General features: G+C 71.9%; 20 protein-coding genes. 12 read left to right on the top strand and 8 right to left on the bottom strand.

Going from position 1 to position 20,737, the window contains the following annotated elements:
* Positions 1-54: 54 nt before the first annotated feature.
* Positions 55-1,293 carry an acyl-CoA dehydrogenase family protein gene (locus IH09_RS17255; protein ID WP_052857177.1) on the bottom strand — a complete coding sequence of 413 codons (1,239 nt, stop codon included), beginning with the start codon at positions 1,291-1,293 and terminating at the stop codon, positions 55-57.
* 149 nt (positions 1,294-1,442) lie between these two features.
* Here IH09_RS17255 and IH09_RS17250 point away from each other — a divergent pair, with 149 nt between their 5' ends.
* Positions 1,443-2,090: a TetR family transcriptional regulator gene (locus IH09_RS17250; protein WP_052857176.1), complete on the top strand. Its 648-nt coding sequence runs from the start codon at positions 1,443-1,445 to the stop codon at positions 2,088-2,090.
* A gap of 23 nt (positions 2,091-2,113) precedes the next feature.
* Here the strand turns inward: IH09_RS17250 and def are convergent, their stop codons facing one another.
* A complete protein-coding gene (def, locus tag IH09_RS17245) occupies positions 2,114-2,680 on the bottom strand; it encodes a peptide deformylase (RefSeq protein WP_052857175.1) in 567 nt (188 codons plus the stop codon).
* Between the two features lie 186 nt (positions 2,681-2,866).
* Between def and IH09_RS17240 the strand changes: the two genes are divergently transcribed.
* The 5 genes from IH09_RS17240 (at position 2,867) to IH09_RS39105 (ending at position 7,370) form a co-directional block, all read left to right on the top strand.
* Entirely contained in the window at positions 2,867-4,105 is a 1,239-nt protein-coding gene (locus IH09_RS17240) for a MurT ligase domain-containing protein (protein WP_052857174.1), read from the top strand.
* A 23-nt stretch (positions 4,106-4,128) separates the two neighbouring features.
* Positions 4,129-4,857: a type 1 glutamine amidotransferase gene (locus IH09_RS17235; RefSeq protein WP_052857173.1), complete on the top strand. Its 729-nt coding sequence runs from the start codon at positions 4,129-4,131 to the stop codon at positions 4,855-4,857.
* 163 nt (positions 4,858-5,020) lie between these two features.
* A complete protein-coding gene (locus tag IH09_RS17230; protein ID WP_052857172.1) occupies positions 5,021-6,046 on the top strand; it encodes a 6-phosphofructokinase in 1,026 nt (341 codons plus the stop codon).
* Between the two features lie 106 nt (positions 6,047-6,152).
* A complete protein-coding gene (locus IH09_RS17225) occupies positions 6,153-7,103 on the top strand; it encodes a cytochrome c oxidase assembly protein (RefSeq protein ID WP_052857171.1) in 951 nt (316 codons plus the stop codon).
* 108 nt (positions 7,104-7,211) lie between these two features.
* Positions 7,212-7,370 carry a hypothetical protein gene (locus tag IH09_RS39105; protein WP_165484730.1) on the top strand — a complete coding sequence of 53 codons (159 nt, stop codon included), beginning with the start codon at positions 7,212-7,214 and terminating at the stop codon, positions 7,368-7,370.
* A 126-nt stretch (positions 7,371-7,496) separates the two neighbouring features.
* On the opposite strand, the gene IH09_RS17220 is transcribed toward IH09_RS39105, so the two are convergent.
* From IH09_RS17220 to IH09_RS17210, 3 genes are all read right to left on the bottom strand, one after another.
* On the bottom strand, positions 7,497-7,910 hold the full coding sequence (locus IH09_RS17220) for an SSI family serine proteinase inhibitor (protein WP_052857170.1): 414 nt from the start codon (positions 7,908-7,910) through the stop codon (positions 7,497-7,499).
* 206 nt (positions 7,911-8,116) lie between these two features.
* Positions 8,117-8,776: a response regulator gene (locus IH09_RS17215; protein WP_052857169.1), complete on the bottom strand. Its 660-nt coding sequence runs from the start codon at positions 8,774-8,776 to the stop codon at positions 8,117-8,119.
* Positions 8,773-10,107: a sensor histidine kinase gene (locus tag IH09_RS17210; RefSeq protein WP_052857168.1), complete on the bottom strand. Its 1,335-nt coding sequence runs from the start codon at positions 10,105-10,107 to the stop codon at positions 8,773-8,775. The genes IH09_RS17215 and IH09_RS17210 overlap by 4 nt, the downstream gene beginning before the upstream one ends.
* Before the next feature lie 395 nt (positions 10,108-10,502).
* Between IH09_RS17210 and IH09_RS17205 the strand changes: the two genes are divergently transcribed.
* Positions 10,503-11,204 (top strand): class I SAM-dependent methyltransferase, encoded by a 702-nt coding sequence (locus IH09_RS17205; RefSeq protein WP_052857167.1) that lies wholly within the window; start codon positions 10,503-10,505, stop codon positions 11,202-11,204.
* 143 nt (positions 11,205-11,347) lie between these two features.
* Here the strand turns inward: IH09_RS17205 and IH09_RS17200 are convergent, their stop codons facing one another.
* Entirely contained in the window at positions 11,348-12,994 is a 1,647-nt protein-coding gene (locus tag IH09_RS17200) for an alpha/beta hydrolase (RefSeq protein WP_052857166.1), read from the bottom strand.
* 281 nt (positions 12,995-13,275) lie between these two features.
* Between IH09_RS17200 and IH09_RS17195 the strand changes: the two genes are divergently transcribed.
* The 3 genes from IH09_RS17195 to IH09_RS17185 all read left to right on the top strand — a co-directional run bounded on the left by IH09_RS17195 (position 13,276) and on the right by IH09_RS17185 (position 15,973).
* Positions 13,276-14,052, top strand: coding sequence for an ABC transporter ATP-binding protein (locus IH09_RS17195; RefSeq protein ID WP_052857165.1), 777 nt, complete (start codon positions 13,276-13,278; stop codon positions 14,050-14,052).
* A complete protein-coding gene (locus IH09_RS17190) occupies positions 14,049-14,903 on the top strand; it encodes an ABC transporter permease subunit (protein ID WP_052857164.1) in 855 nt (284 codons plus the stop codon). Before IH09_RS17195 ends, IH09_RS17190 begins: the two co-directional genes overlap by 4 nt.
* 98 nt (positions 14,904-15,001) lie before the next feature.
* Positions 15,002-15,973: an ABC transporter substrate-binding protein gene (locus IH09_RS17185; protein WP_205379855.1), complete on the top strand. Its 972-nt coding sequence runs from the start codon at positions 15,002-15,004 to the stop codon at positions 15,971-15,973.
* A 775-nt stretch (positions 15,974-16,748) separates the two neighbouring features.
* On the opposite strand, the gene IH09_RS17180 is transcribed toward IH09_RS17185, so the two are convergent.
* A complete protein-coding gene (locus IH09_RS17180; RefSeq protein ID WP_404827266.1) occupies positions 16,749-17,240 on the bottom strand; it encodes a roadblock/LC7 domain-containing protein in 492 nt (163 codons plus the stop codon).
* Positions 17,241-18,170: 930 nt separating this feature from the next.
* On the bottom strand, positions 18,171-18,842 hold the full coding sequence (locus IH09_RS17170) for a response regulator (protein WP_052857162.1): 672 nt from the start codon (positions 18,840-18,842) through the stop codon (positions 18,171-18,173).
* A 323-nt stretch (positions 18,843-19,165) separates the two neighbouring features.
* Here IH09_RS17170 and IH09_RS39100 point away from each other — a divergent pair, with 323 nt between their 5' ends.
* Together IH09_RS39100 and IH09_RS17165 are read left to right on the top strand one after the other, a co-directional pair.
* Entirely contained in the window at positions 19,166-19,360 is a 195-nt protein-coding gene (locus IH09_RS39100; protein WP_172450367.1) for a hypothetical protein, read from the top strand.
* A complete protein-coding gene (locus IH09_RS17165; RefSeq protein ID WP_052857161.1) occupies positions 19,345-20,718 on the top strand; it encodes an MFS transporter in 1,374 nt (457 codons plus the stop codon). Before IH09_RS39100 ends, IH09_RS17165 begins: the two co-directional genes overlap by 16 nt.
* Positions 20,719-20,737: the final 19 nt, after the last annotated feature.

Raw genomic sequence — 20,737 nt, 5'->3', positions numbered from 1 at the left:
TGGCGAGCGCACCACCGCAGCGAGCCAGGCCCGCGCGGCCCGCCGCGGTTTCCGCTACCGGATCGGCATCCCCGACAGGGTGCGGGCGATGACCAGCCGCTGGATCTCACTTGTGCCTTCGAAGATGGTGTAGATCGCCGCGTCGCGGTGCATCCGCTCGACCGGGTATTCGCGTGTGAAGCCGTTGCCGCCGAATATCTGGACGGCCTGTGCGGTGACCTTCTTGGCGACCTCGCTGGCGTAGAGCTTCGACATCGAGCCCTCGGCGGAGGTGAAGGGCTTGCCGTTGACCGCCATCCAGGAGGCCCGCCAGACCAGCAGGCGGGCGGCGTCGATCTGGGTGCGCATATCGGCGAGCTGGAAGGCGACGCCCTGGTTGTCGATGATCGGGCGGCCGAACTGGGAGCGCGTCTTCGCGTACTCCAGCGCCTCTTCGTACGCGGCGCGGGCGGTGCCCACGGCCATGGCGCCGACGGCCGGGCGGGACGCCTCGAAGGTGGCCATGGCCGCGTTCTTCACGCTCCCGGACGCCCCGGTGCCGCCGTTCCTGGCGCGCTCGCGGGCCCGCGCCAGGCGCTCGTCCAGCTTCTCCTTGCCGCCGAGCAGGCAGTGGCCGGGTATCCGGACGTTCTCCAGGACGACCTCGGCGGTGTGCGAGGCGCGGATGCCGTGCTTCTTGAACTTCTGCCCCTGGGAGAGACCGGGAGTGCCCGGGGGGATGATGAAGGAGGCGTGCCCCTTGGAACCGGCCTCGGGGTCCACGACCGCGACGACGACGTGGACGTTCGCGATGCCGCCGTTGGTGGCCCAGGTCTTGGTGCCGTTGAGCACCCATTCGTCCTTGGCCTCGTCGTACACGGCGCGGGTGCGCATCGCGGCGACGTCCGAGCCGGCGTCCGGCTCCGAGGAGCAGAAGGCGGCGACCTTGACGTCGCCGGCGTCGCCGTACATCTGGGGCACCCAGGTGCCGATCTGCTCCTCGGTGCCGTTCGCGAGCACGCCGACGGCGGCGAGTCCGGTGCCCACGATGGACAGGCCGATACCGGCGTCGCCCCAGAAGAGCTCCTCCATGGTCATGGGAATGCCGAGGCCCGTGGGGTCGAAGAACTGCTGGGCGTAGAAGTCGAGGGAGTACAGACCGATCTTGGCGGCTTCCTGGATGACGGGCCAGGGGGTCTCCTCGCGCTCGTCCCATTCGGCGGCGGCGGGGCGCATGACCTCCGCGGCGAATCCGTGAATCCAGTCGCGGACCTCCCGCTGCTCGTCGTTGAGCTCCATGGTGAACTCGGACATGTCCCCTCCAGCACTGCGTTACTTGCGGTAACAGAAGTCTGTTACCGGCCAGTAAGGGATGTCAACTCCCCCGGGCCTCGACTTCGCCGCGCAGTTCGGGTGTTACGTTGCGCGAGCGCCACGGATTCACAAGGGTGGGGAGCACGACCATGGAAAACACACAGCACAGCGGCCGCCAGCAGGCCGCGACCGAGCGGCGGAGGCGGGAGCTCCTGGAGGCCGCGGACCGGATCGTGCTGCGCGACGGCCCGGGAGCGTCGATGAACGCGATCGCCGCCGAGGCCGGTATCACCAAACCGATCCTCTACCGGCACTTCGGCGACAAGGGCGGGCTCTACCGCGCGCTCGCCGTGCGGCACACGGACGCGCTGCTGGACGGACTGCGGGCCGCACTGGACTCCCCGGTACCGCGCCGCGACCGCGTCGAGGCGACCCTCGACACCTATCTCGCCGCGATCGAGGCCCGGCCCCAGGTGTACCGGTTCCTGATGCACCCGGCCGACGAGGAGAGCCCGGCCGAGACCGGCTTCGACGTCGGACGGCACTCCGCCCCGCTGCTGCGCAGGCTCGGCGAGGAACTGGCCAAGGTGATCGGCGAACGGCTCGACCTGGGGCCGGCCGGTGAGGAGATGGCCCGGGTGTGGGGGCACGGCATCGTCGGCATGATGCACGCGGCCGGCGACTGGTGGCTGCGGGAACGCCCCTGCTCCCGGGAGCAGTTGGTGCGCCATCTGACCGAGCTGCTGTGGGGCCGGCTGGCCGTCGCCGCGGACCGGGCGGACGGCCCCGGCTTCTGACCCTGACGGAGCGGGCCGGACGCTCAGCGGCCGGAGTCCACCGCCACCGCCCGCGCCGCCCACGGGGCGCGGGCCGCGGCGCGCAGCGCCCGGCGGCGGCGCAGCCCGGTGAGGTGATCGACGTACAGACCGCCGTCGAGGTGGTCGCACTCGTGCTGGAGGCAGCGGGCGAAGAACCCGGTGCCGGTCACGGTCCGCGGTTCGCCGGTCACGCTGACGCCCTCCACCACGGCGTGGTCGTGGCGCGGGGTGCCGGCCTCGATGCCGGGGAGCGAGAGGCAGCCCTCCGGCCCGCGGAAGACCGGGCCGTCGGCCTCGACGAGCCGGGGGTTCACGAGATGCCCGAGGTGGCGGCGGTCCTCGTCGTCGGGGCAGTCGTAGACGAACACCCGCAGCGGGACCCCGATCTGATTGGCCGCGAGGCCGACGCCGCGGGCGGCGTACATTGTCGCGTACATGTCCTCGATCAGCCGGGCCAGCCCGTCGTCGAAGTCGGTGACCTCCCGGCAGGGCTCGGTCAGGGCCGGATCGCCCAGCAGTCGCAGGGGGCGTGGGCGGCCGGTGGTACCGGGGATCGTGCGGGGAGGCATGGCGCCAAGGGTACGTTCCGGGCCCGGCCGGATGTCGTCGCACGGGTGGCGGGGTGCGGGGCCGCCCCCGGATCTCGATAGGCTGATCCCCGACCGAAGCCTCCGGCCGGTCATCGGCTGCGGAGGAAGCGCTCCACCGGCAGCCCACTGGGCAGGAGGGCGCGGATGCAAGGAGGATCAAGGACGATGGCAGGCAACACGGAGCCGCTGTCGCCGCGGGCCAAGCTGGCCGTGACGGCGGGCAAGGCCGCGGCGGCGGTATCGCGCGCGGCGGGCCGCGGCAGCGGATCGGTGATCGGTGGCCGGGTGGCACTCAAGCTCGACCCCGACCTGCTGGCGCGGCTGGCACGGCACTTGGACGTCATCCTGGTGTCGGCGACCAACGGGAAGACGACCACCACGCGGCTGATCGCGGAGGCGCTCCGGGCCGCCGGCCCGGTGGTCTCCAACGCGCTCGGCGCCAACATGCCGGCGGGTATCACCTCCGCGCTGGCCGGTGGTTCGGACGCCCGTTACGGCGTCATCGAGGTGGACGAGAAGTACCTTGCCGGCGTCGCGCGGGACGTGACGCCCAAGGCCATAGCGCTGCTGAACCTCTCGCGTGACCAGCTCGACCGCGCCGCGGAGACCCGCATGCTGGCCGAGCACTGGCGCGAGGGTCTGGCCGGTTCGAAGGCGCTGATCATCGCCAACGCGGACGACCCGCTGATCGTGTGGGCGGCCTCGTCGTCCGCGAACGTGGTGTGGGTCGCGGCCGGGCAGGAGTGGAAGGACGACGCCTGGTCCTGCCCGTCGTGCGGCGGCGTGATGCAGCGGCCGGGCGACGACTGGTTCTGCGGCGAGTGCGGGTTCCGGCGTCCGACGCCGAGCTGGGCGCTCTCCGGCGACCATGTGCTGGACCCGCACGGCAGCGCCTGGCCGATCCGGCTGCAGCTGCCGGGCCGGGCCAACAAGGCGAACGCCACGACGTCGGCCGCGGTCGCGGCCGCCTTCGGGGTGCCGCCGCAGGTCGCCCTGGAGCGGATGTACGCGGTCCAGGCCGTGGCCGGCCGCTACGACGTGGTCACCTTCATGGAGCGGGAGCTGCGGCTGCTGCTGGCGAAGAACCCGGCCGGCTGGCTGGAGACGTTCTCGCTGATCGACCCGCCGCCGACCCCGGTGATCCTGTCCGTCAACGCCCGCGGCGCGGACGGCACCGACACCTCATGGCTGTGGGACGTCGACTACACCCGGCTCGCCGGGCACCCGATCTTCGTGATCGGTGACCGCAAGCTCGACCTGGCGGTGCGCCTGGAGGTCGCCGGGCTCGACTTCCACGTCTGCGAGAACGTCGATGAAGCGGTGCGGATGGCACCGCCCGGCCGGATCGAGGTCATTGCCAACTACACAGCCTTCCAGGACCTGCGACGACGGGTGGGGAACTGACCGCGATGCGAGGACGAGCCAGAATGAGCGACAACAGCCTGCGGCTGGTGTGGATCTACCCGGATCTGCTGAGCACCTACGGCGACCAGGGCAACGCCCTGGTGGTGGAGCGGCGGGCCCGCCAGCGCGGCCTGGACGTGCAGCGCGTGGACGTACGGTCCGACCAGCAGATCCCCACCTCGGGTGACATCTATCTGATCGGCGGCGGCGAGGACCGGCCGCAGCGGCTGGCGGCCGAGCGGCTGCGCCGCGACGGCGGGCTGAACCGCGCGGTCTCCAACGGCGCAATCGTGTTCTCGGTGTGCGCCGGGTACCAGATCCTGGGCCGCGAGTTCATCAACGACCTCGGGGAGCGGGAAGAGGGCCTGGGGCTGCTGGACGTGGTGAGCACCCGCGGCGAGGGCGGGCGGTGCGTCGGCGACGTGCTGGGCGACATCGACCCGCAGTTGGGGCTGCCGCCGCTGACCGGCTTCGAGAACCACCAGGGTGTGACGCATCTGGGGCAGACCGCCCGGCCGTTCGCCAAGGTGCGGTTCGGCAACGGCAACGGCGTAGGCGACGGCTACGAAGGCGCGTGGAACGACACCGTCTTCGGTACGTACATGCACGGCCCGGTGATGGCCCGTAATCCGCATATCGCGGATCTGCTGATCAAGCTGGCGCTGGACGTGAACGCGCTGCCGCCGGCCGACGACCGGTGGTACGAGGCGCTGCGCCAGGAGCGGATCGCCGCGGCAACGCAGCCCGCGTAACGCCCAGTCCAGATTTTCGTCCATATTCCGGACGGTTTCGTACGCCCGCAGTCCCGCACTGCGGGCGTACGTGTGCCCGGCGGCGGCGCGCTTGTAGGGTGAGCGGGATCCAACCGGACGACGGGGTCCGGGCCTCCGGTTGAGTTGCAGAGGTTTTACGAGCATGCGTATGGGTGTCCTCACCTCCGGCGGCGACTGCCCCGGTCTGAATGCCGTCATCCGGTCCGTAGTCCACCGCGCCACCGTCGATCACGGCGATGAGGTGATCGGCTTCCACGACGGCTGGAAGGGCCTGCTGGAGTGCGACTACCGCAAACTCGACCTCGATGCCGTCGGCGGCATCCTGGCGCGCGGTGGCACCATCCTCGGGTCGTCACGGGTGCAGCCCGCCCATCTGCGGGACGGCGTCGAGCGGGCCCGCAGCCATGTCGCGGAGCTGGGCCTGGACGCGATCATCCCGATCGGCGGTGAGGGCACCCTCAAGGCGGCGCGGCTGCTGTCGGACGCCGGGCTGCCGATCGTCGGCGTGCCCAAGACCATCGACAACGACATCGCGGTCACGGATGTGACGTTCGGCTTCGACACCGCGGTGGGTGTCGCCACCGAGGCGCTCGACCGTCTCAAGACCACCGCGGAGTCGCACCAGCGGGTGATGATCGTCGAGGTGATGGGGCGGCACACCGGCTGGATCGCACTGCATTCCGGGATGGCGGCCGGCGCGCACGCGATCGTGGTACCGGAGCGGCCGTTCGACATCGAGGAGCTGACCCGGCGGGTCGGTGAGCGGTTCTCGGCCGGCAAGAAGTTCGCGATCGTGGTGGTCGCCGAGGGCGCCAAACCGCGGGAGGGGACGATGTCCTTCGACGCCGGCGGCACGGATGTGTACGGCCATGAGCGGTTCGCCGGCGTCGCCCGGCAGCTCTCCCTGGAACTGGAGCGGCGCCTGGGCAAGGAGGCCCGTCCGGTCATCCTCGGCCACGTCCAGCGCGGCGGGACGCCGACCGCGTACGACCGGGTGCTCGCCACCCGCTTCGGCTGGCACGCCGTCGAGGCCGCGCACCGCGGCGACTTCGGCAGGATGACCGCGCTGCGCGGTACGGACATCACGCTGGTCCCGCTGGCCGACGCGGTGGAGACGCTCAAGACGGTGCCCATGGAGCGCTACGACGAGGTGGAGTGCGTGCTGTGACGGCAGCGCTTTAGTCCGACGCGCTACGAACCGCCCCCGGCCGAAGGATCCGCCGGAGGCGGTTCTAGTCTGGTCGCGGACATCGGTACGAATCAGGAGCGAGCGGATGGATCACGGCGGGCACGGCATGAACATGGATCTGCCGCCGTTCACCCTGGGGCGGGGGATGGAGTTCGGCGGTGACGCCTTCTTCGTCGTCGGCTGCCTGCTGGGGCTGGTGCTGTACGGCTGGGCGGTGCTGCGGCTGCGGCGGCGGGGTGACGCCTGGCCGGTGAGCCGGACCGTCGCCTGGGTCCTGGGCGTGGTGACGGTGGCGCTGGTGATGTGCACCAAGCTCAACGACTACGGCATGGTCATGTTCAGCGTGCACATGGTGCAGCACATGGTGATCAGCATGCTGTCGCCGATCCTGCTGCTCCTCGGCGGACCGGTGACCCTGGCGCTGCGCGCCCTGCCGGCCGCCGGGCGCGGCCGCAAGGGGCCGCGCGAACTGCTGGTGGCGCTGCTGCACAGCCGGTACATGCGGATCATCACGCACCCGGCGTTCACCATCCCGCTGTTCATCGCGAGCCTGTACGCGCTGTACTTCTCGCCGCTCTTCGACTTCCTGATGGCGTCCAGGGCCGGGCACATCGCGATGATGGTGCACTTCCTCGCGGTCGGCCTGGTGTTCTTCTGGCCGATCATGGGCGTCGACCCGGGGCCGCACCGGCCGGGCTATGTGATGCGGATGCTGGAGCTGTTCGCGGGGATGCCGTTCCACGCGTTCTTCGGTATCGCGCTGATGATGGCGACGGAGCCCATGGTCGACACGTACACGAACCCGCCGGCCTCGCTGGGCATCGACGCGCTGACCGATCAGTCGGCGGCCGGCGGTATCGCCTGGGCGTTCAGCGAGATCCCGTCGGTGGTGGTACTGATCGCGCTGGTCTTCCAGTGGTACAAGTCCGAGGAGCGCCAGTCGCAGCGTTCGGACCGGGCCGCCGAGCGCAACGGCGACAAGGATCTGGCGGACTACAACGCGTATCTCGCCTCGCTCAACGCCCGGGGGCAGTGACGCGGGGGCGGTACGGCAGCTAGCGGTACGGGCCGCGGCCGGGGACGATGGTCCCATGGCCGCGGCCCGTGGCGTGTGGCGCCCGGCCGCCCCGAGGAGGTTGCGGGTATGCCCGGATCTGCGAAGACGATGGCCGTGTGCACGGTGGGCGGGCTGGTGGTGGCGACCGCCTACACGGCGGCGTTCGGTGTCAACGGCTGGCTCTGGATCTTCTGGGCGGTGCTGGCGCTGATGACGGTGGGGGTGCTGGCGGCGCGGAAAGCCTGACCGGACGGCGCGCCCCGGGACGGCGCCCGGTCCGCGCGCCACCTGGTCCGCGCGGCGTCGGCACGGTCCGCAGATGGCACCGTCCACGGCCGGGACCGCTCCGGTGGCGAGGGGGCGGCGCCGTGCTCAGAAGCGGAAGACCGGTCCGGTGGCCGCGTCCATCGTGCAGAGGGTGGCGAAGGTCTTGTGCCATTCCACCGGGCCGCCGCGCCACTCGCCGGAGGCGGTGACGGTGACCGGGTCGTACTCCTTGGTGCACGCGTGCGGGTCGCCGCGCAGCGCGTTCAGGTCGCCGCGCGCCCAGGTCAGCGCGTCGCAGGCGGCCGTGCCGTGCGGATGGACGTGCCGGGTGTCCGGGCACTCCAGCAGGACGCCGCGGATCCAGGCACCGCCCGAACCGGACACGGCGAGGAAGAGCCCCTCGGACGAGCGGGCGGCGGCACGGGCCGGGGCGGTCGGGGCGACGGCCAGTGCGGTCAGCACGGCCGCGGCGGCGGTCGCCGCGACGCGGGCGCATCGGCGTCGGCGGCTCACGGGCATGGGTGCCTCCTGGGGAAACGCTCGGTGGGATCGCGTGCGGGCCCAGGCCACCCCGCGGCACGGCGGCGGGCAAGCGGCCACGCCGTGAGGTCGCCCATACGGGCCTGGTGCGAGCCGCTCGCCGGACGGGGTGGCGGGCCGGGACCTACGTGCCGCGTACGGCGGGGCCGGGCCCGCCCCGGGTTCCGCCCTCGTGGTCCGACGGCTCAGCCCCCCGCGACGACCAGGCCGGCCTCGTACGCGAAGACCGCGGCCTGGGTGCGGTCGCGCAGGCCCAGCTTCACCAGGATGCGGCCGACATGCGTCTTCACGGTCTGCTCGGCGATCACCAGACCGGCGGCGATCTCGGCGTTGGACAGACCCTGGGCGATCAGGCAGAGCACCTCGGTCTCGCGCCCGGTCAGATCCGCGACGCGGTCGCGGCGCGGTGCGCGCGGCGCCCCCATCCTGGCGAACTCCTCGATCAGCCGCCTGGTGACGGTCGGGGCGAGCAGGGCGCCGCCGAGCGCCACCGTCCGTATCGCGTCGGCGAGCCGGTGGGCCGAGGAGTCCTTCAGCAGGAAACCGCTCGCGCCGACGCGCAGCGCCTCGTACACGTACTCGTCCAGATCGAAGGTCGTGAGGATGATGATCCTGACCTCCGGGACGCGCTCCACAATCCGGCGGGTGGCCTCCAGACCGTCGAGCGTCGGCATGCGGATGTCCATCAGGCAGACGTCCGGGACCAGTTCGGTGGCCTGCCGGACCGCCTCCTCGCCGTTCACCGCCTCGCCCACCACCTCGATGTCCGGCTGGGCGTTGAGCAGGATCCCGAAGCTCTCCCGGAGCATCATCTGGTCGTCGGCGATCAGTACCCGGAGCGTCATGCGTCCTCGTCCTTTCCCAGCGGCAGCGAAACCGTCACTTCGAACCACCCGTCCTCCCGTGGACCGATGTCCAGGGCGCCGCCGAGCACGGCCGCCCGTTCGCGCATGCCCACCACGCCGTGCCCCGCCCCGTCCGGCGGGGGCACCGCCGCGGTCGCCGGGCTGTTGGCGACCCGTATGCCGAGGCCGGCCGGGCCGTAGGACAGCTCGAACTCGACCCGGCAGCCGGGCGCATGGCGCAGCGCGTTGCTCAGCGCCTCCTGGACGATGCGGTACGCCGACAGTTCGATGTGCCGGGACAGCGGCCGGGGAACGCCGGTGACGGACGCTTCGACCCGCAGACCCGCGGACCGGACGTTGGCCACCAGTTCGTCGATGTCCGCCAGGGTGGGCTGGGGGGAGCGGCGGCCGTCCGGGTTCGGGTCGGCCGAGCGCAGCATGCCCAGGATGTGCCGGAGTTCGGTGAGCGCGGAGAGCGCGTTCGCGCGGATTCCGGCGAAGCTGTCGCTCAGCTCGGGCGGTGGGTCGGCCACCCGGTAGGGCGCGGCCTCCGCCTGTACTGCGATGACGGACATATGGTGCGCGACGACGTCGTGGAGTTCACGGGCGATCCGGGTGCGCTCCTCCAGCAGGGTGCGGCGGGTGCGTTCCTGTTCCGTGAGGGCCTGCTGCCGCTTGAGCTGCTGCCGGATTTCGCTGCGGCCGCGCACCGCCGCGACGATCGCCAGGCCGACCGCGGAGAACAGCAGGAGCGCGGCCGCGTCGGGCACGGCGGCCCGGGGCGGCACCGCCAGACTCAGCGCGCCGCCGAACAGCAGGGTGATCCCCCACTGCGCGAGGTACACCCGGGGCGCGACCCGCCAGGCGGCGATCAGTGTGACCGCCAGATGTGCCATCACCTGGGTCTCCGCCCATGGCCAGGGTGCGCCATCGGCCGGTGTCCCACCGTCCTGTACGGCCAGCCCGATCGCGTACGGGAGGGCCGTCGCGAGCGAGATCCACCAGGCGGCCATCGGCCGGGTGAGGGCCAGCACGACGGGCGCGGTCTGGGCGACGGAGAGGGCCGCGGCGAGCGGCCACACCAGATCGAGCCGCTCGGCGAGGAGCATCGCGCCGGGGATGGCCAGATCCGTCGCGAGGAGGACGGTGAGGATCAGCGGCAGCCGGCGCAGAAGTGGGTGCGTCACCCGGGACCAGGCCGGCATCGGATGGACCGGGAAGACGAAGAGGTCATGGCGGAGCGCCCGCAGCAGTCCGGTGAGGCGCGGGAATCGCGCGCCGTCGGCCCGCCGCTCCGGTGGTCTTCGCACAGGGGAGGTGTCCGTTGTCACCGGGCCATGGTACGGACGTGCGCGCACCCGGCGGCGGGTGCGGAGGCGGCGCCGGCTGAGGGGACATTTCCCGCGGCCGGTGGGTGAGTTGCGGGCCCGGCCCCGTTCCGGGGCAGCTCCGGTCATACCTGAGAGCTACGTCCCGGGATGGCTCCTGAGCACGACGCCATCGAGGGTCCGCCGGATCTAGCCTTCTCTTCAGCGGGGCGAAGCAACGATGGCCGGGATGGCGGTAACAGCCCTGCCTGGAACGGGAGTTGCACGCAGCGGAGCTGCCGCTGATCGTCGCCGTGGCGCTCGCGCCGTCGGTCACGGCCACGGGCCGAACCGCTCCCCCGGCCGTGGGAAGAATGCCCGTCCCCCTCTTTTCCGTGAGCTTGAAGGAGATATCCACCATGGCGGCGATAACCGTCGAGTATGTGCGCACCCTGTATGTGAAGTACGCGGAGGACCTGCGGAAGGTACGGGACGCGCAGCGGCAGTTGCTCCGGGATCGCGGGAAGTCGATGAAGGCTCAGCTCGACGATTTCGAGGCGGAGGTGAGCTATCTGCTGCTGCGCGATCTGCGACCGGAGACCGTGGTGGAGGTCGGGACGTTCCACGGCTGGTCCACCCAGTGGCTGCTGAGCGCGCTGCGCGACAACGGAACCGGGCAGCTGCACTCGTTCGACATCGTGGACACCGTGGTGCGCAACGTTCCCGGCGAACTCGCCGCGGAGCGCTGGACGTTCACCAAGGGGGACGTCCGGGACCACCTGGCCGCGATCCCCGCCACGACGGACTACCTCTTCATCGACGCGGACCACGGCGCGCGTTTCGCCCGCTGGTACATCGAGAACCTCTTCTCCGCCGTCCCGGCCGGCACGCCCACCAGCGTCCACGACGTCTTCCACGGAGCGCGGCCGAAGCCGTTCAGCGAAGGTTCGGTCATCGTGAAATGGCTGGCCGAGCGGGGCGTCGAGTTCTTCACCCCGTCGACCGCCAGGGCCCCGGAGGTGACGCGGCAACTCGCGGTGACCAAGGGCGAGGTGGGGCTGGACGAACCGGTCCGGGGCGACAGCGATCACAACCCGATGATCTTCTTCACCCTTCCGTAGCGGCGGCGCGGAGCCTGTGTCCGCGCGATCCGGCCGGACCGGCGGCCGGGTCCCGTGCCGCCGTCCGCGGACACGCAACGGGCGGCCGGGAGAGTTCCCGGCCGCCCGTGCGTGCCCTCATGGCTGAGGTGCGGTGGTGCCTGTCAGTGGACGGCCGGGAGGTCGGCGGCGGCCGTGGCGACACCCTTGGCGGCGGTCTTGGCCGCCGGCGTACGGGGCTGCGGCGTGGCGTGCGGGGCGCACGTCACGTCCTTCGGGTCGGTCGTACCGTGCAGGAAGTACGCGTCGACCCGGTCGTTGATGCAGGCGTTGACCTGACCGGTGACACCGTGCGAACCGGCGTCCCGCTCGGTGATCAGACGGGAGCCCTTGAGGCGCTTGTGCAGTTCGACGGCGCCTTCGTAGGGCGTGGCCGCGTCACGGGTGCTCTGCACGATCAGGACGCTGGGCAGGCCCTTGCCGGACTTCACGTCGACCGGCCGCTGCTGCTTGGCCGACCAGGTGGCGCAGGGCAGGTTCATCCAGGCGTTCGACCAGGTCATGAACGGAGCCTTGGCGTGCACCCGGGTGTTGTCACGGTTCCAGGTGTTCCAGTTGGTGGGCCACTTGGTGTCGGTGCACTCGACGGCCGTGTAGACGGCGTTGCCGTTCTCCGAGCTGATGTTGCCCGCGATGTCCTTGAGGTCCGGTCCGGCGTTCTGCACCAGCGGCTTCTCGTTGCCGGAGAGGTACGCGCTCCAGACCTCGGCGACCGAGGTCCACATCGAGTCGTAGTACGGCGCGTTCTGGAAGAAGCCGGTCAGCTCGGCGGGGCCGACGACGCCGCCGATCGGGTTCTTCTTGGCGGTCGCGCGCAGCTTCTCCCACTGCGCCTGGACCTTCTGCGGCGTGTCGCCGATGTGGTAGGCCGGGTCGTTCTTGGCGACCCACTTCTTCCAGTCGCCCCAGCGCGTCTCGAAGGCGACGTCCTGGTCGAGGTTGGCCTGGTACCAGACCTTCTCGCGGGCGGGGTTGACGACGCTGTCCACGAGCATCCGGCGGACGTGGTCCGGGAAGAGCGTGGCGTAGACGGCGCCCAGGTAGGTGCCGTAGGAGACGCCCAAGTAGTTGAGCTTCTTCTCGCCGAGCGCGGCGCGGATGACGTCCAGGTCGCGGACGGTGTTCAGCGTCGTCATGTACGGCAGCAGGTCACCGCTGCGCTGCTTGCAGCCGTCGGCGTACGCCTTGGCGAGCTTGCGCTGGGCGCGCTTGTCCGCCTCGCTGTCCGGCACCGGGTCGGCCTTGGGGGCCTTGACGAACTCCTGGGGGTCGATGCAGGAGATCGGCGCGGAGTGGCCGACGCCGCGCGGGTCGAAGCCGACGTAGTCGTAGGCGCGCGCGGTCTTGGCCCACAGTGCGCTCTTGTTGGTGATGCGGGTCGGGAACCGCAGGCCGGAACCGCCGGGGCCGCCGGGGTTGTAGATGAGGGAGCCCTGGCGCTCCGCCTTGCCGCCGGTGTTCACGGCCCGGTCGACGGCGATCTTGATCGTGCGTCCGTTGGGCTTGGCGTAGTCGACCGGGACGGTGACGTAGCCGCACTGGATCGGGGCGCTCACGCCCCAGTCCGCGGGGCAGGTCTGCCAGTCGATGCCCGCCTTGGCGGCGCGCGCGGCGGCGGTCACCACACCGCGGGCCTCGGGCGATCCGCCCTGGTGGCGCTCGCCCGCGCTGGCGGACGGGGCTATCGCGCCGACGAGGAGCGTCCCCGTCACCAGGGTGCCGGCGGCACCGAGCGCTGCTGTTCTTCTCACGTGGTTGTTCCCCCTGCATGGTGCGCCGCCCGCGGCGGCGGTGATCACAGAGCTAGAGCTACAGGGGGGATCCTGTCTCTTCCTGTACCTTCCTGAATAGGTTTGACCACCGTTTCTTTACCAATCCATGGTGTTCGCGCGGTTGCCGGGAGACGGCGGGGAGGTGGTGGTCGCGTACCGGAAACGGGTGCGATGGCGGGCCGGGGCAGGGGGACGGGTCCGCTCCCGGGCAATCCGCGGCATACGGTGTCCCCGGTCCGCGTCCCGGGTAGCGTCCGGCCATGACCGTCCCCATGCTGTCGGCCGAGGACCTCGGCAAGTTCTTCCTCTCCGGTGACGGCCGGGTGGTCCGGGCCCTGGAAGGGGTGTCGCTGACCGTGCGGGAAGGGGAATTCGTCTGCGTGGTCGGCCCCTCGGGGTGCGGAAAGTCCACGCTGCTGCGGATACTCGGCGGACTGGAGCACCCTTCGTCGGGCCGGGTCGAGCGGCGTCCGGGCCGGCCCCCGGTCCCGTCGGCGTCGTTCGTCTTCCAGGACTTCGCCGTACTGCCCTGGCTGACGGTGCGCAGCAACGCGGCGTTCGGCCTGCGGATGGCGGGGGTGCGCCGGCGCCGGGCCGAACAGGCCGCCGACGAGTGGCTGCGGCGGATGGACCTCGCCGAGTTCGCGGACGGCTATCCCGACCAGCTCTCCGGCGGGATGCGCCAACGGCTCGCGCTGGCACGGGCGTTCACCACCGGCAGCCCGGTGCTCCTGATGGACGAACCGCTCGGTTCGCTGGACCCGCAGACCAGACGGCTGATGCAGGAACAGCTGCTGACCCTGTGGCAGGAGGAACGCACCACCGTGGTACTGGTGACGCACTCCATCGACGAGGCGATCCTGCTGGGCGACCGGGTCCTGGTGATGTCCGCGCGTCCGGGCCGGCTGACCGACGAGTTCGCGGTGCCGTTCCCCCGGCCGCGCGATCCCGGTATCCAGGACAGCCCGGAATTCGGCCGGCTGCGCGCCCGGGTCTGGGACGAACTGCGCGGCCAGCTCACGGTGCACGCCCGGTGAGCGCCCCCGCGGACGCGGCCGCCGCGCGCGACGTCGCCGTCCGGGCCCGGCGCGCCGCCTGGCGCCGTACCGCGCTCGGCCTGGCGGTCCCGGCCGGACTGCTGCTGGCCTGGCAACTGGCCGCCCGAGCGGGCGCGATCGACACCCTGCTGTTCCCACCGCCGTCCCGTATCGCCGTGCGGCTGTGGGATCTGGCCGCCTCCGGCGAGCTGGGCACGCATACCGCCGCCACCCTGCGGCGGCTGCTGCCCGGCTATGCGCTGGGGTCCGTGACCGGCGCACTGGCCGGGTTCGTGATGGGCGTCTCGCGTACTGCGGAGGCCGCGTTCGGCCCGCTCTTCTCGGCGCTGTACGCCGTCCCGAAGATCGCCACGCTGCCGCTGCTGCTCCTGATCTTCGGGCTGACCGAGACGCCCAAGGTGCTGTCGGTCGCCATCACCGTCTTCTTCGTCCTCCAGATCAACACCGCGGCGGGGGTGCGGCAGATCGATCCCCGGCTGCTGGAGTCCGCCCGCTCGTACGGCGCGTCGGGCCTGCGGCTGCTGCGGTTCGTACTGCTGCCGGGCGCTCTCCCGGGGGTGCTGACCGGGCTGCGTACGGCCGCCGGGCTGGGCGTCGTGGTCGTGGTGGCCGTCGAGTTCGTGGCGTCCGACAGCGGTCTGGGCTATCTGATCTGGAACTCCTGGACCCTCTTCCAGCCCGACCGCATGTATGTGGGGCTGGTCGCGGTCGCCGTGCTGGGCGCGCTCTTCTCCGCCGCCGTGACGCTGGCCGGACGCCGAGCCATGCCGTGGCGGTCCGACGGCCGGCGGTGGCCGGGGCGCCGGGCCCGTGCCGTGGAGCGCGGATGATCCCGCGCTCCGGCCCAGCCCGGCCCCCGGCTCCTGCGGCCTCCCCCGCCCCTGTCGCACCTCGTACCGTTGTCCCCGCCGGTCCCGGAAGGTCTCCCATGCGTCACCGCCGCGCTGCCCTGCTCGCCCTGCTGCCCGCGCTCGGTCTGCTCGCCGCCTGTACGGGCGGTGGCGGGCCGGGCGGGGCCGACGGGTCCACGGTGCGGGTCGCCCATGTGCCGTCCACGCTCTTCGCCCCGCTGTATGTCGCCGCGGCCAGGGGCTACTTCGCGGCGCAGGGCATCAAGGTCGAGTTGCGGAAGGTGCGGGCGGGTCAGGACGCGGTGCCGCTGGCCGCCTCGGGAAAGGTGGAGGCGGTGGTGGCCGGCTTCTCCGCCGGTCTGTTCAACGGGGTGTCCCAGGGTCTGGGGGTGAAGGTCGCCGCGTCCATGGGCGCCTCGACCGGTGAGCGCCCCTCGCCCACCGCGCTGGAGGTCGCCAAGCGGCTGGTGGCCGCCGAGAGGATGACGGACGCGGCCGGGCTGCGCGGGCGCCGGATCGCGGTGGCGGGCGGCGCGGGCGCGGCCGGCGGCTATCAGCTGGCCGCCACCCTGCGGGCGTCGGGGCTGACGCTCAAGGACGTGACGGTGGTCAACGTCTCGATCCCCGATATGCGCACCGCGCTCGCCGACGGCGGGGTGGCCGCGGCGCTGGCGCCCGCGCCCTTCACCACGGCGATGGAGGCGGCCGGTGTGGCGGTACCGCTGGCCGTACCGCCCAAGGGCACCACCGCGACCGGCGTGGTCTTCTCCCGCGCGTTCACCGGCAAACCGGCCGCGCGGAAGTTCCTCACCGCGCTGCGCAAGGGTGCCGCCGAACTCCAGGGCGCGGGGCGGGCGTCGGAGCGGAACCTCGCCATTCTGGCCGAGGCTACCGGCCAGAGCATCGAGGTGCTGCGCAACACCCCGCCGTACCAGTGGGATCCGCAGCTGACCCCCGACACCGGCCAGTTGATGAAACAGCAGGATGCCTACCGGGCGGCCGGACTGCTCAGCGGGAAGTCCGCCACCGCCGACGACCTGGTGCGGTGACTCCCTCCTTTCGATGACCGGCCGGTCAACCTTTGGCCGCTGTGGGGGTGATCCGTCGCGTTTGGATGGTGTCCGGTCGGCCGCGATCTGGCGGTTCTCCGATCATGTGGACGCACGGGCCAAGGATCCGGTGGCCGAGAAGCTCGCCGGATACCTCCAGCGCAGCGCCAGGACCGCCGAAGAGCCCCGGCCCTCCCTCGCGTTGACCGCCAAGGACCTGGCCGGCAGAGCGGGGAGCGGCTCGGCCTGCTCACGGTCACCACCAGCGCCGACAAGGTCGCGGTCACGGTGGACGCCGATGCCCGGGGGCGCGAGGTCTCCCTGGTGGACACGGCCGGCAAGCCCGTCACCACCGCGGTCGACGGCTCCCGGTTGTACGTCGACGTCCCGGCGGGCACCGCGGCGGGCAGTGCGACGGCCGCGGACGCGCCGGGGCGGCCCACCGGACCGGTGCTCCACACCTCACGAGTCTGTACGTACGCGGCGAGCGCGACGAGCAGTGCGATACCGAGGTCGCAGGTCCGGCGCCGGCGGGCGGCGCCGCCCGCTCCGCGGATCCCGAACAGGCCCGCGAACCAAGGGAGTTCGGAGATACCGAGGCGCCCCCACGGGCCGAGGGGACGGCGCGGGCAGGCGGTGATTCGTGGTACGTGCATATGCTCCGGGGTTTCCTCGGGCCACGAGGGCACGGTGTGCCTCGCCCCGCCTGCCGCCGGGCCCACCCGGGGAGTCGGGCGGCACTCCCGGTGCGGTTCCGGCGAGGCTGCTGCGGTGGTCAGGTCAGCATCATCCGGCGGAGGCCCGCCCGTACCTCCGGGGTGAGGACCTCGCCGACCCGGGTGACCAGGCGGGCGGTTTCGTAGGCGACGTAGCCGATATCGCAGCCGGGCTCGGTCAGTACGGCGAGGGCGGAGCCGTCCGAGGCCGTCATCAGACAGAGGAAGCCGCCCTCCATGTCGATGACGGTCTGGTTGACCCAGCCGGTCTCGCAAATGCTGGCCAGACCCCTGGTGAGGGAGGTCAGAGCGGCCGCCACCGCGGACAGCCGTTCGGCGGCTTCCCGGTCCAGCCCGGCGGAGGCGGCGAGCACCAGCCCGTCGGCGGAGACCGCGAGGGCGTGCCGTACTCCGGCCGTGACCTCGGCGAACTCCTTGACCAGCCAGTTCACGTCGGTGGCGATGGACTTCGGAGCGGCCGTCACGGCCGGTGCGGTGTCCGGGTGGTGCCCCGCCGGTGCCCTGTCGTCCATGGTGGGTGCCTCGTTCATCGGCGTCATCCCTCCTCGCGTCGGTCCCGGTCCGGGGATCCGCCCCGGTCCGGCTCCCCGGCCCCGTATCCGTCCCCGTCGCTGCCGGGCTCCCGTGTCCGGCGGCGCGTAGCGCGTGCACCGCCCGTGGGCGTACCGCTCCGGCTAACGGGCCGGCCGTCGCCGTGGCCCGTGGTCCGGTCGTCGGGGAGCGTGCCGGGCGCCCGGCGGCCGCGCCGCGCGCCGCCGTGGAATCCGTCGACCCGGCGGCGCAGTTCGTCGGGCGTCGGCCGCGGCTGCGGTGCGCGGGGGGCCGTCCCCGCGGTGGACGCGTCGTACGCCGCCGGCGGGGCGTCGGGCGTCGTCGGGCGGGGGACCCGGCGCGGGAGCGCGCCGCCGGACACAGGAGCCCGGCAGCGGCGAGGTCGACGCGGGTCCGGAAATCGGCCGGCGCCCGGTCCGTCACGGCGCGGTGGGTGCGTACGCCGTCGGTGGTCCGGCCGGGTGTGCGCGCGGCGAGGTCGCGTTCGTTCCGGAGCGCGTGCGCGAGCCGGGTGGCGGAGAGCACGAGGCGGACCGTGGTCCCGTCCCCGGCGAGCCGTTCGGCGCGGTCCAGGGAGTGGGTGACGCGGGGCACGGCGAGGCCGAGAGCGAGCGCTACGGGGAGCGCGAGGCCGACGGTCATACGGGTCGTCAGGCGCCAGTCGCGCGGCCGGGACGGGCGTAAGTGGCCGCGGCCGGGTGCGGACGGCCGGCCCCGTCCGCCTTTTCGGACAGAATTCAACTTCTTCTTCATGGGCTCTTTCATGGGACTCGCCGCCCATACCGGGGAGGCGCGCCCGGCCCTCCGTCCGGGAAAAGTCGGGTCCGGTGTCACCGGAAGATGGTTTTTCTCCTGTGCGTGCACGGCATTTCCGTCCCGGCGGGCGGCCGGATTTTTCCGGAGAGGATTCAGACCGCGTCCGTGTCCCACCCGCATTCGGTCCCGGCCAGGCCCGCTTCGTACGCGAGAATGGCCGCCTGGGTGCGGTTGTCCAGGCCGAGTTTCGCGAGCGCGCGGGAGACATAGGTCTTCACGCTCGCCTGCGACAGATGCAGCCGGCGGGCGATCTGGGCGTTGGTCAGCCCGGACCCGATCAGCGCGAGCACCCGGCGCTCGCTGCCGCCGAGCCGGCCGAGCCCGTCGGGTACGGCCCCGCTCCGCGCGGGGCCGGTGGCGCGGCGCACCAGGCTGTCCAGCACCGCGGGGGCGATCACCCGGCCGCCGGCGAGCACCGTGCGCATGGCCGTCTCCAGTTGCCACGGCGTGAGGTCCTTGAAGAGAAAACCGCAGGCCCCGGCCTCCAGTGCGTCCAGCACCCGGTCGTCGACATCGAAACCGGTCAGGACGAGCACCTTCGGCGGAGCCGCGAAGCGCATCAGCTGCGCGGTGGCGGCGACGCCGTCCACCCGCGGCATCCGGACGTCCATCAGCACCACATCGGGCCGGTGCGCCCTGGCCTGCGCGACCGCCTCGGCACCGTCTCCGGCCACGACCTCGAACGCGGGCGAGGCGCCCACCAGTTGCCGCAGTCCCGATCTGATGAGGACCTGATCGTCGACGATCAGCACGGACGCGGTCACCTCAACCCCTCTCCCGCAGCGGCGTTTTGCCGCGCCGCATTCCGGCGCGTGCCCCCGAAAACAATGATCAGGCAGCGCAGAACGCTTTCACAAGCCGGACCGGGCCAATAGAGGACCAACGCCCTGCGACCCGGGACCAAAGTCCCGGATTGTTTCTCCCGCGATTCCCAACCGCTGCCGGGTGGCGATTTCTTGGGCTTCGGGCACCGCCCGCGGCGCGAATCCCGGTACGGCAGTCGCGGCTTTAACACACTCCGCATCTCAAGTCACCAGCGCTGACAAGTTCCTTATACTGCCGAGAACGAGAATAAGACATTCGCTCGATGACCGGAAACCCGACGACCCGTCACGTCACGGGCGCCACCGGGCCGCATGCCGCCAAGTGCCGTTTGCCCGCAGAGAACGGACCGTTCATCGCAAAACCATTCTGGAGCGTCCGGTATGCGGTGCAAGCTGTCCGGAAAGAGGTCTGCCGTTTTGACCAGGCCCTCTACATCACCAAATGTCTGCCCATGTGACCTCCTCCCCAGCCGCCAGCCGGCCCACAGCCCGCGGCGGTCTCCTACGACACCGCGATTTCCGGTGGCTGCTGTCCGGAGCGGCGGTAAGCCAGATCGGCACCCAAGTGACCCTGGTGGCACTGCCGTTGGTCGCCGTCATCGGACTGCACGCCCCCGCCTTCCAGGTCGGACTGCTCACCGCCGCCGAGACCGCCGCGTTCCTCCTCATCGGACTGCCCGCCGGAGCCTGGGTCGACCGGATGCGACGGCTGCCGCTGCTGATCCGTACGGACCTGGTCCGGGCGGTGGCGATGGGCAGTGTGCCGCTGGCCGCCGCCTTCGATGTTTTGACGATGATTCAGCTTTATGTGGTCGCTCTCGTCACCGGCGTCGCGACCGTCTTCTTCGACGTCGCGCACCAGAGCTATCTGCCGCGGGTGCTGCCCCGGGAGCATCTGGTCTCCGGCAACGGGGCGCTGGAGACGGCGCGTTCGGCCGCGCAGGTGGCGGGCCCCGGGCTCGGCGGCGCCCTGGTGCAGATCCTCGGCGCCCCGGCCGCCATCGTCGCCAACGCGGTCAGCTATCTCGTATCGGCGGTGTGCCTGCGCGGGATCCGCACCCGCGAGCCGCGGCCCGAGGCCGTCCCGGGCGTATCCCTGGGCGCGCAGATCAAGGAGGGCCTGGCCTTCGTGCTGCGCCACCCCCTCCTGCGCATGATCGCCGTCTCGACCGGGGTGGCGAACTTCTTCTCCGCGATGCTGGTGTCCGTCCAGACGGTCTTCCTGGTGCGGGAACTCGGCCTGCCGCCCGGTGTGCTGGGCCTGATGCTGTCGGCCTCGGCCGTCGGCGGCCTGACCGGGGCACTGTGCGCGGGACCGATCGCGCGGATGGTGGGACAGGCCCGGGTCATCTGGCTCGCCACCGTGGTGTCCGGACCGTTCGCGCTGCTGTGGCCGCTGGCCGGCCGCGGCGCCGCCGCCATCTGGTTCGCCGTCGCCTCCGCCGCGGTCTTCTTCGGCGCGGTCGTCTACAACGTCGCCCAGGTGAGCTTCCGTCAACTCCTCTGCCCGGACGCGCTGTTGGGCCGGATGAACGCCACGCTGCGGTTCATGGTGTGGGGCACCATGCCGCTCGGTGCGCTGGCCGGCGGCGCCATCGCCGGGGCGGCCGGGCCGCGCGCCGCGGTGTGGGTGTGCGCGGCCGGATTCCTCCTCGTACCGCTGCCGCTGCTGCTCTCACCGCTGCGGCGGATGCGTGATCTGCCGGACCCGGACCAGGACGCCGCTCCCCCTGCCGAGCCCGACCCCGCCGCCGCGGACGGGACGGACCCCGACCCCGCGGACGAATCGGCCCGCCCGCCGTCCGTCACCACCTGATCCCGTACCCCGCTGGCTG

The sequence above is a fragment of the Streptomyces celluloflavus genome (assembly GCA_000720995.1).
Taxonomy (GTDB): Bacteria; Actinomycetota; Actinomycetes; order Streptomycetales; family Streptomycetaceae; genus Streptomyces; species Streptomyces celluloflavus.
This window is presented reverse-complemented; position numbering and strand designations above follow the sequence as displayed.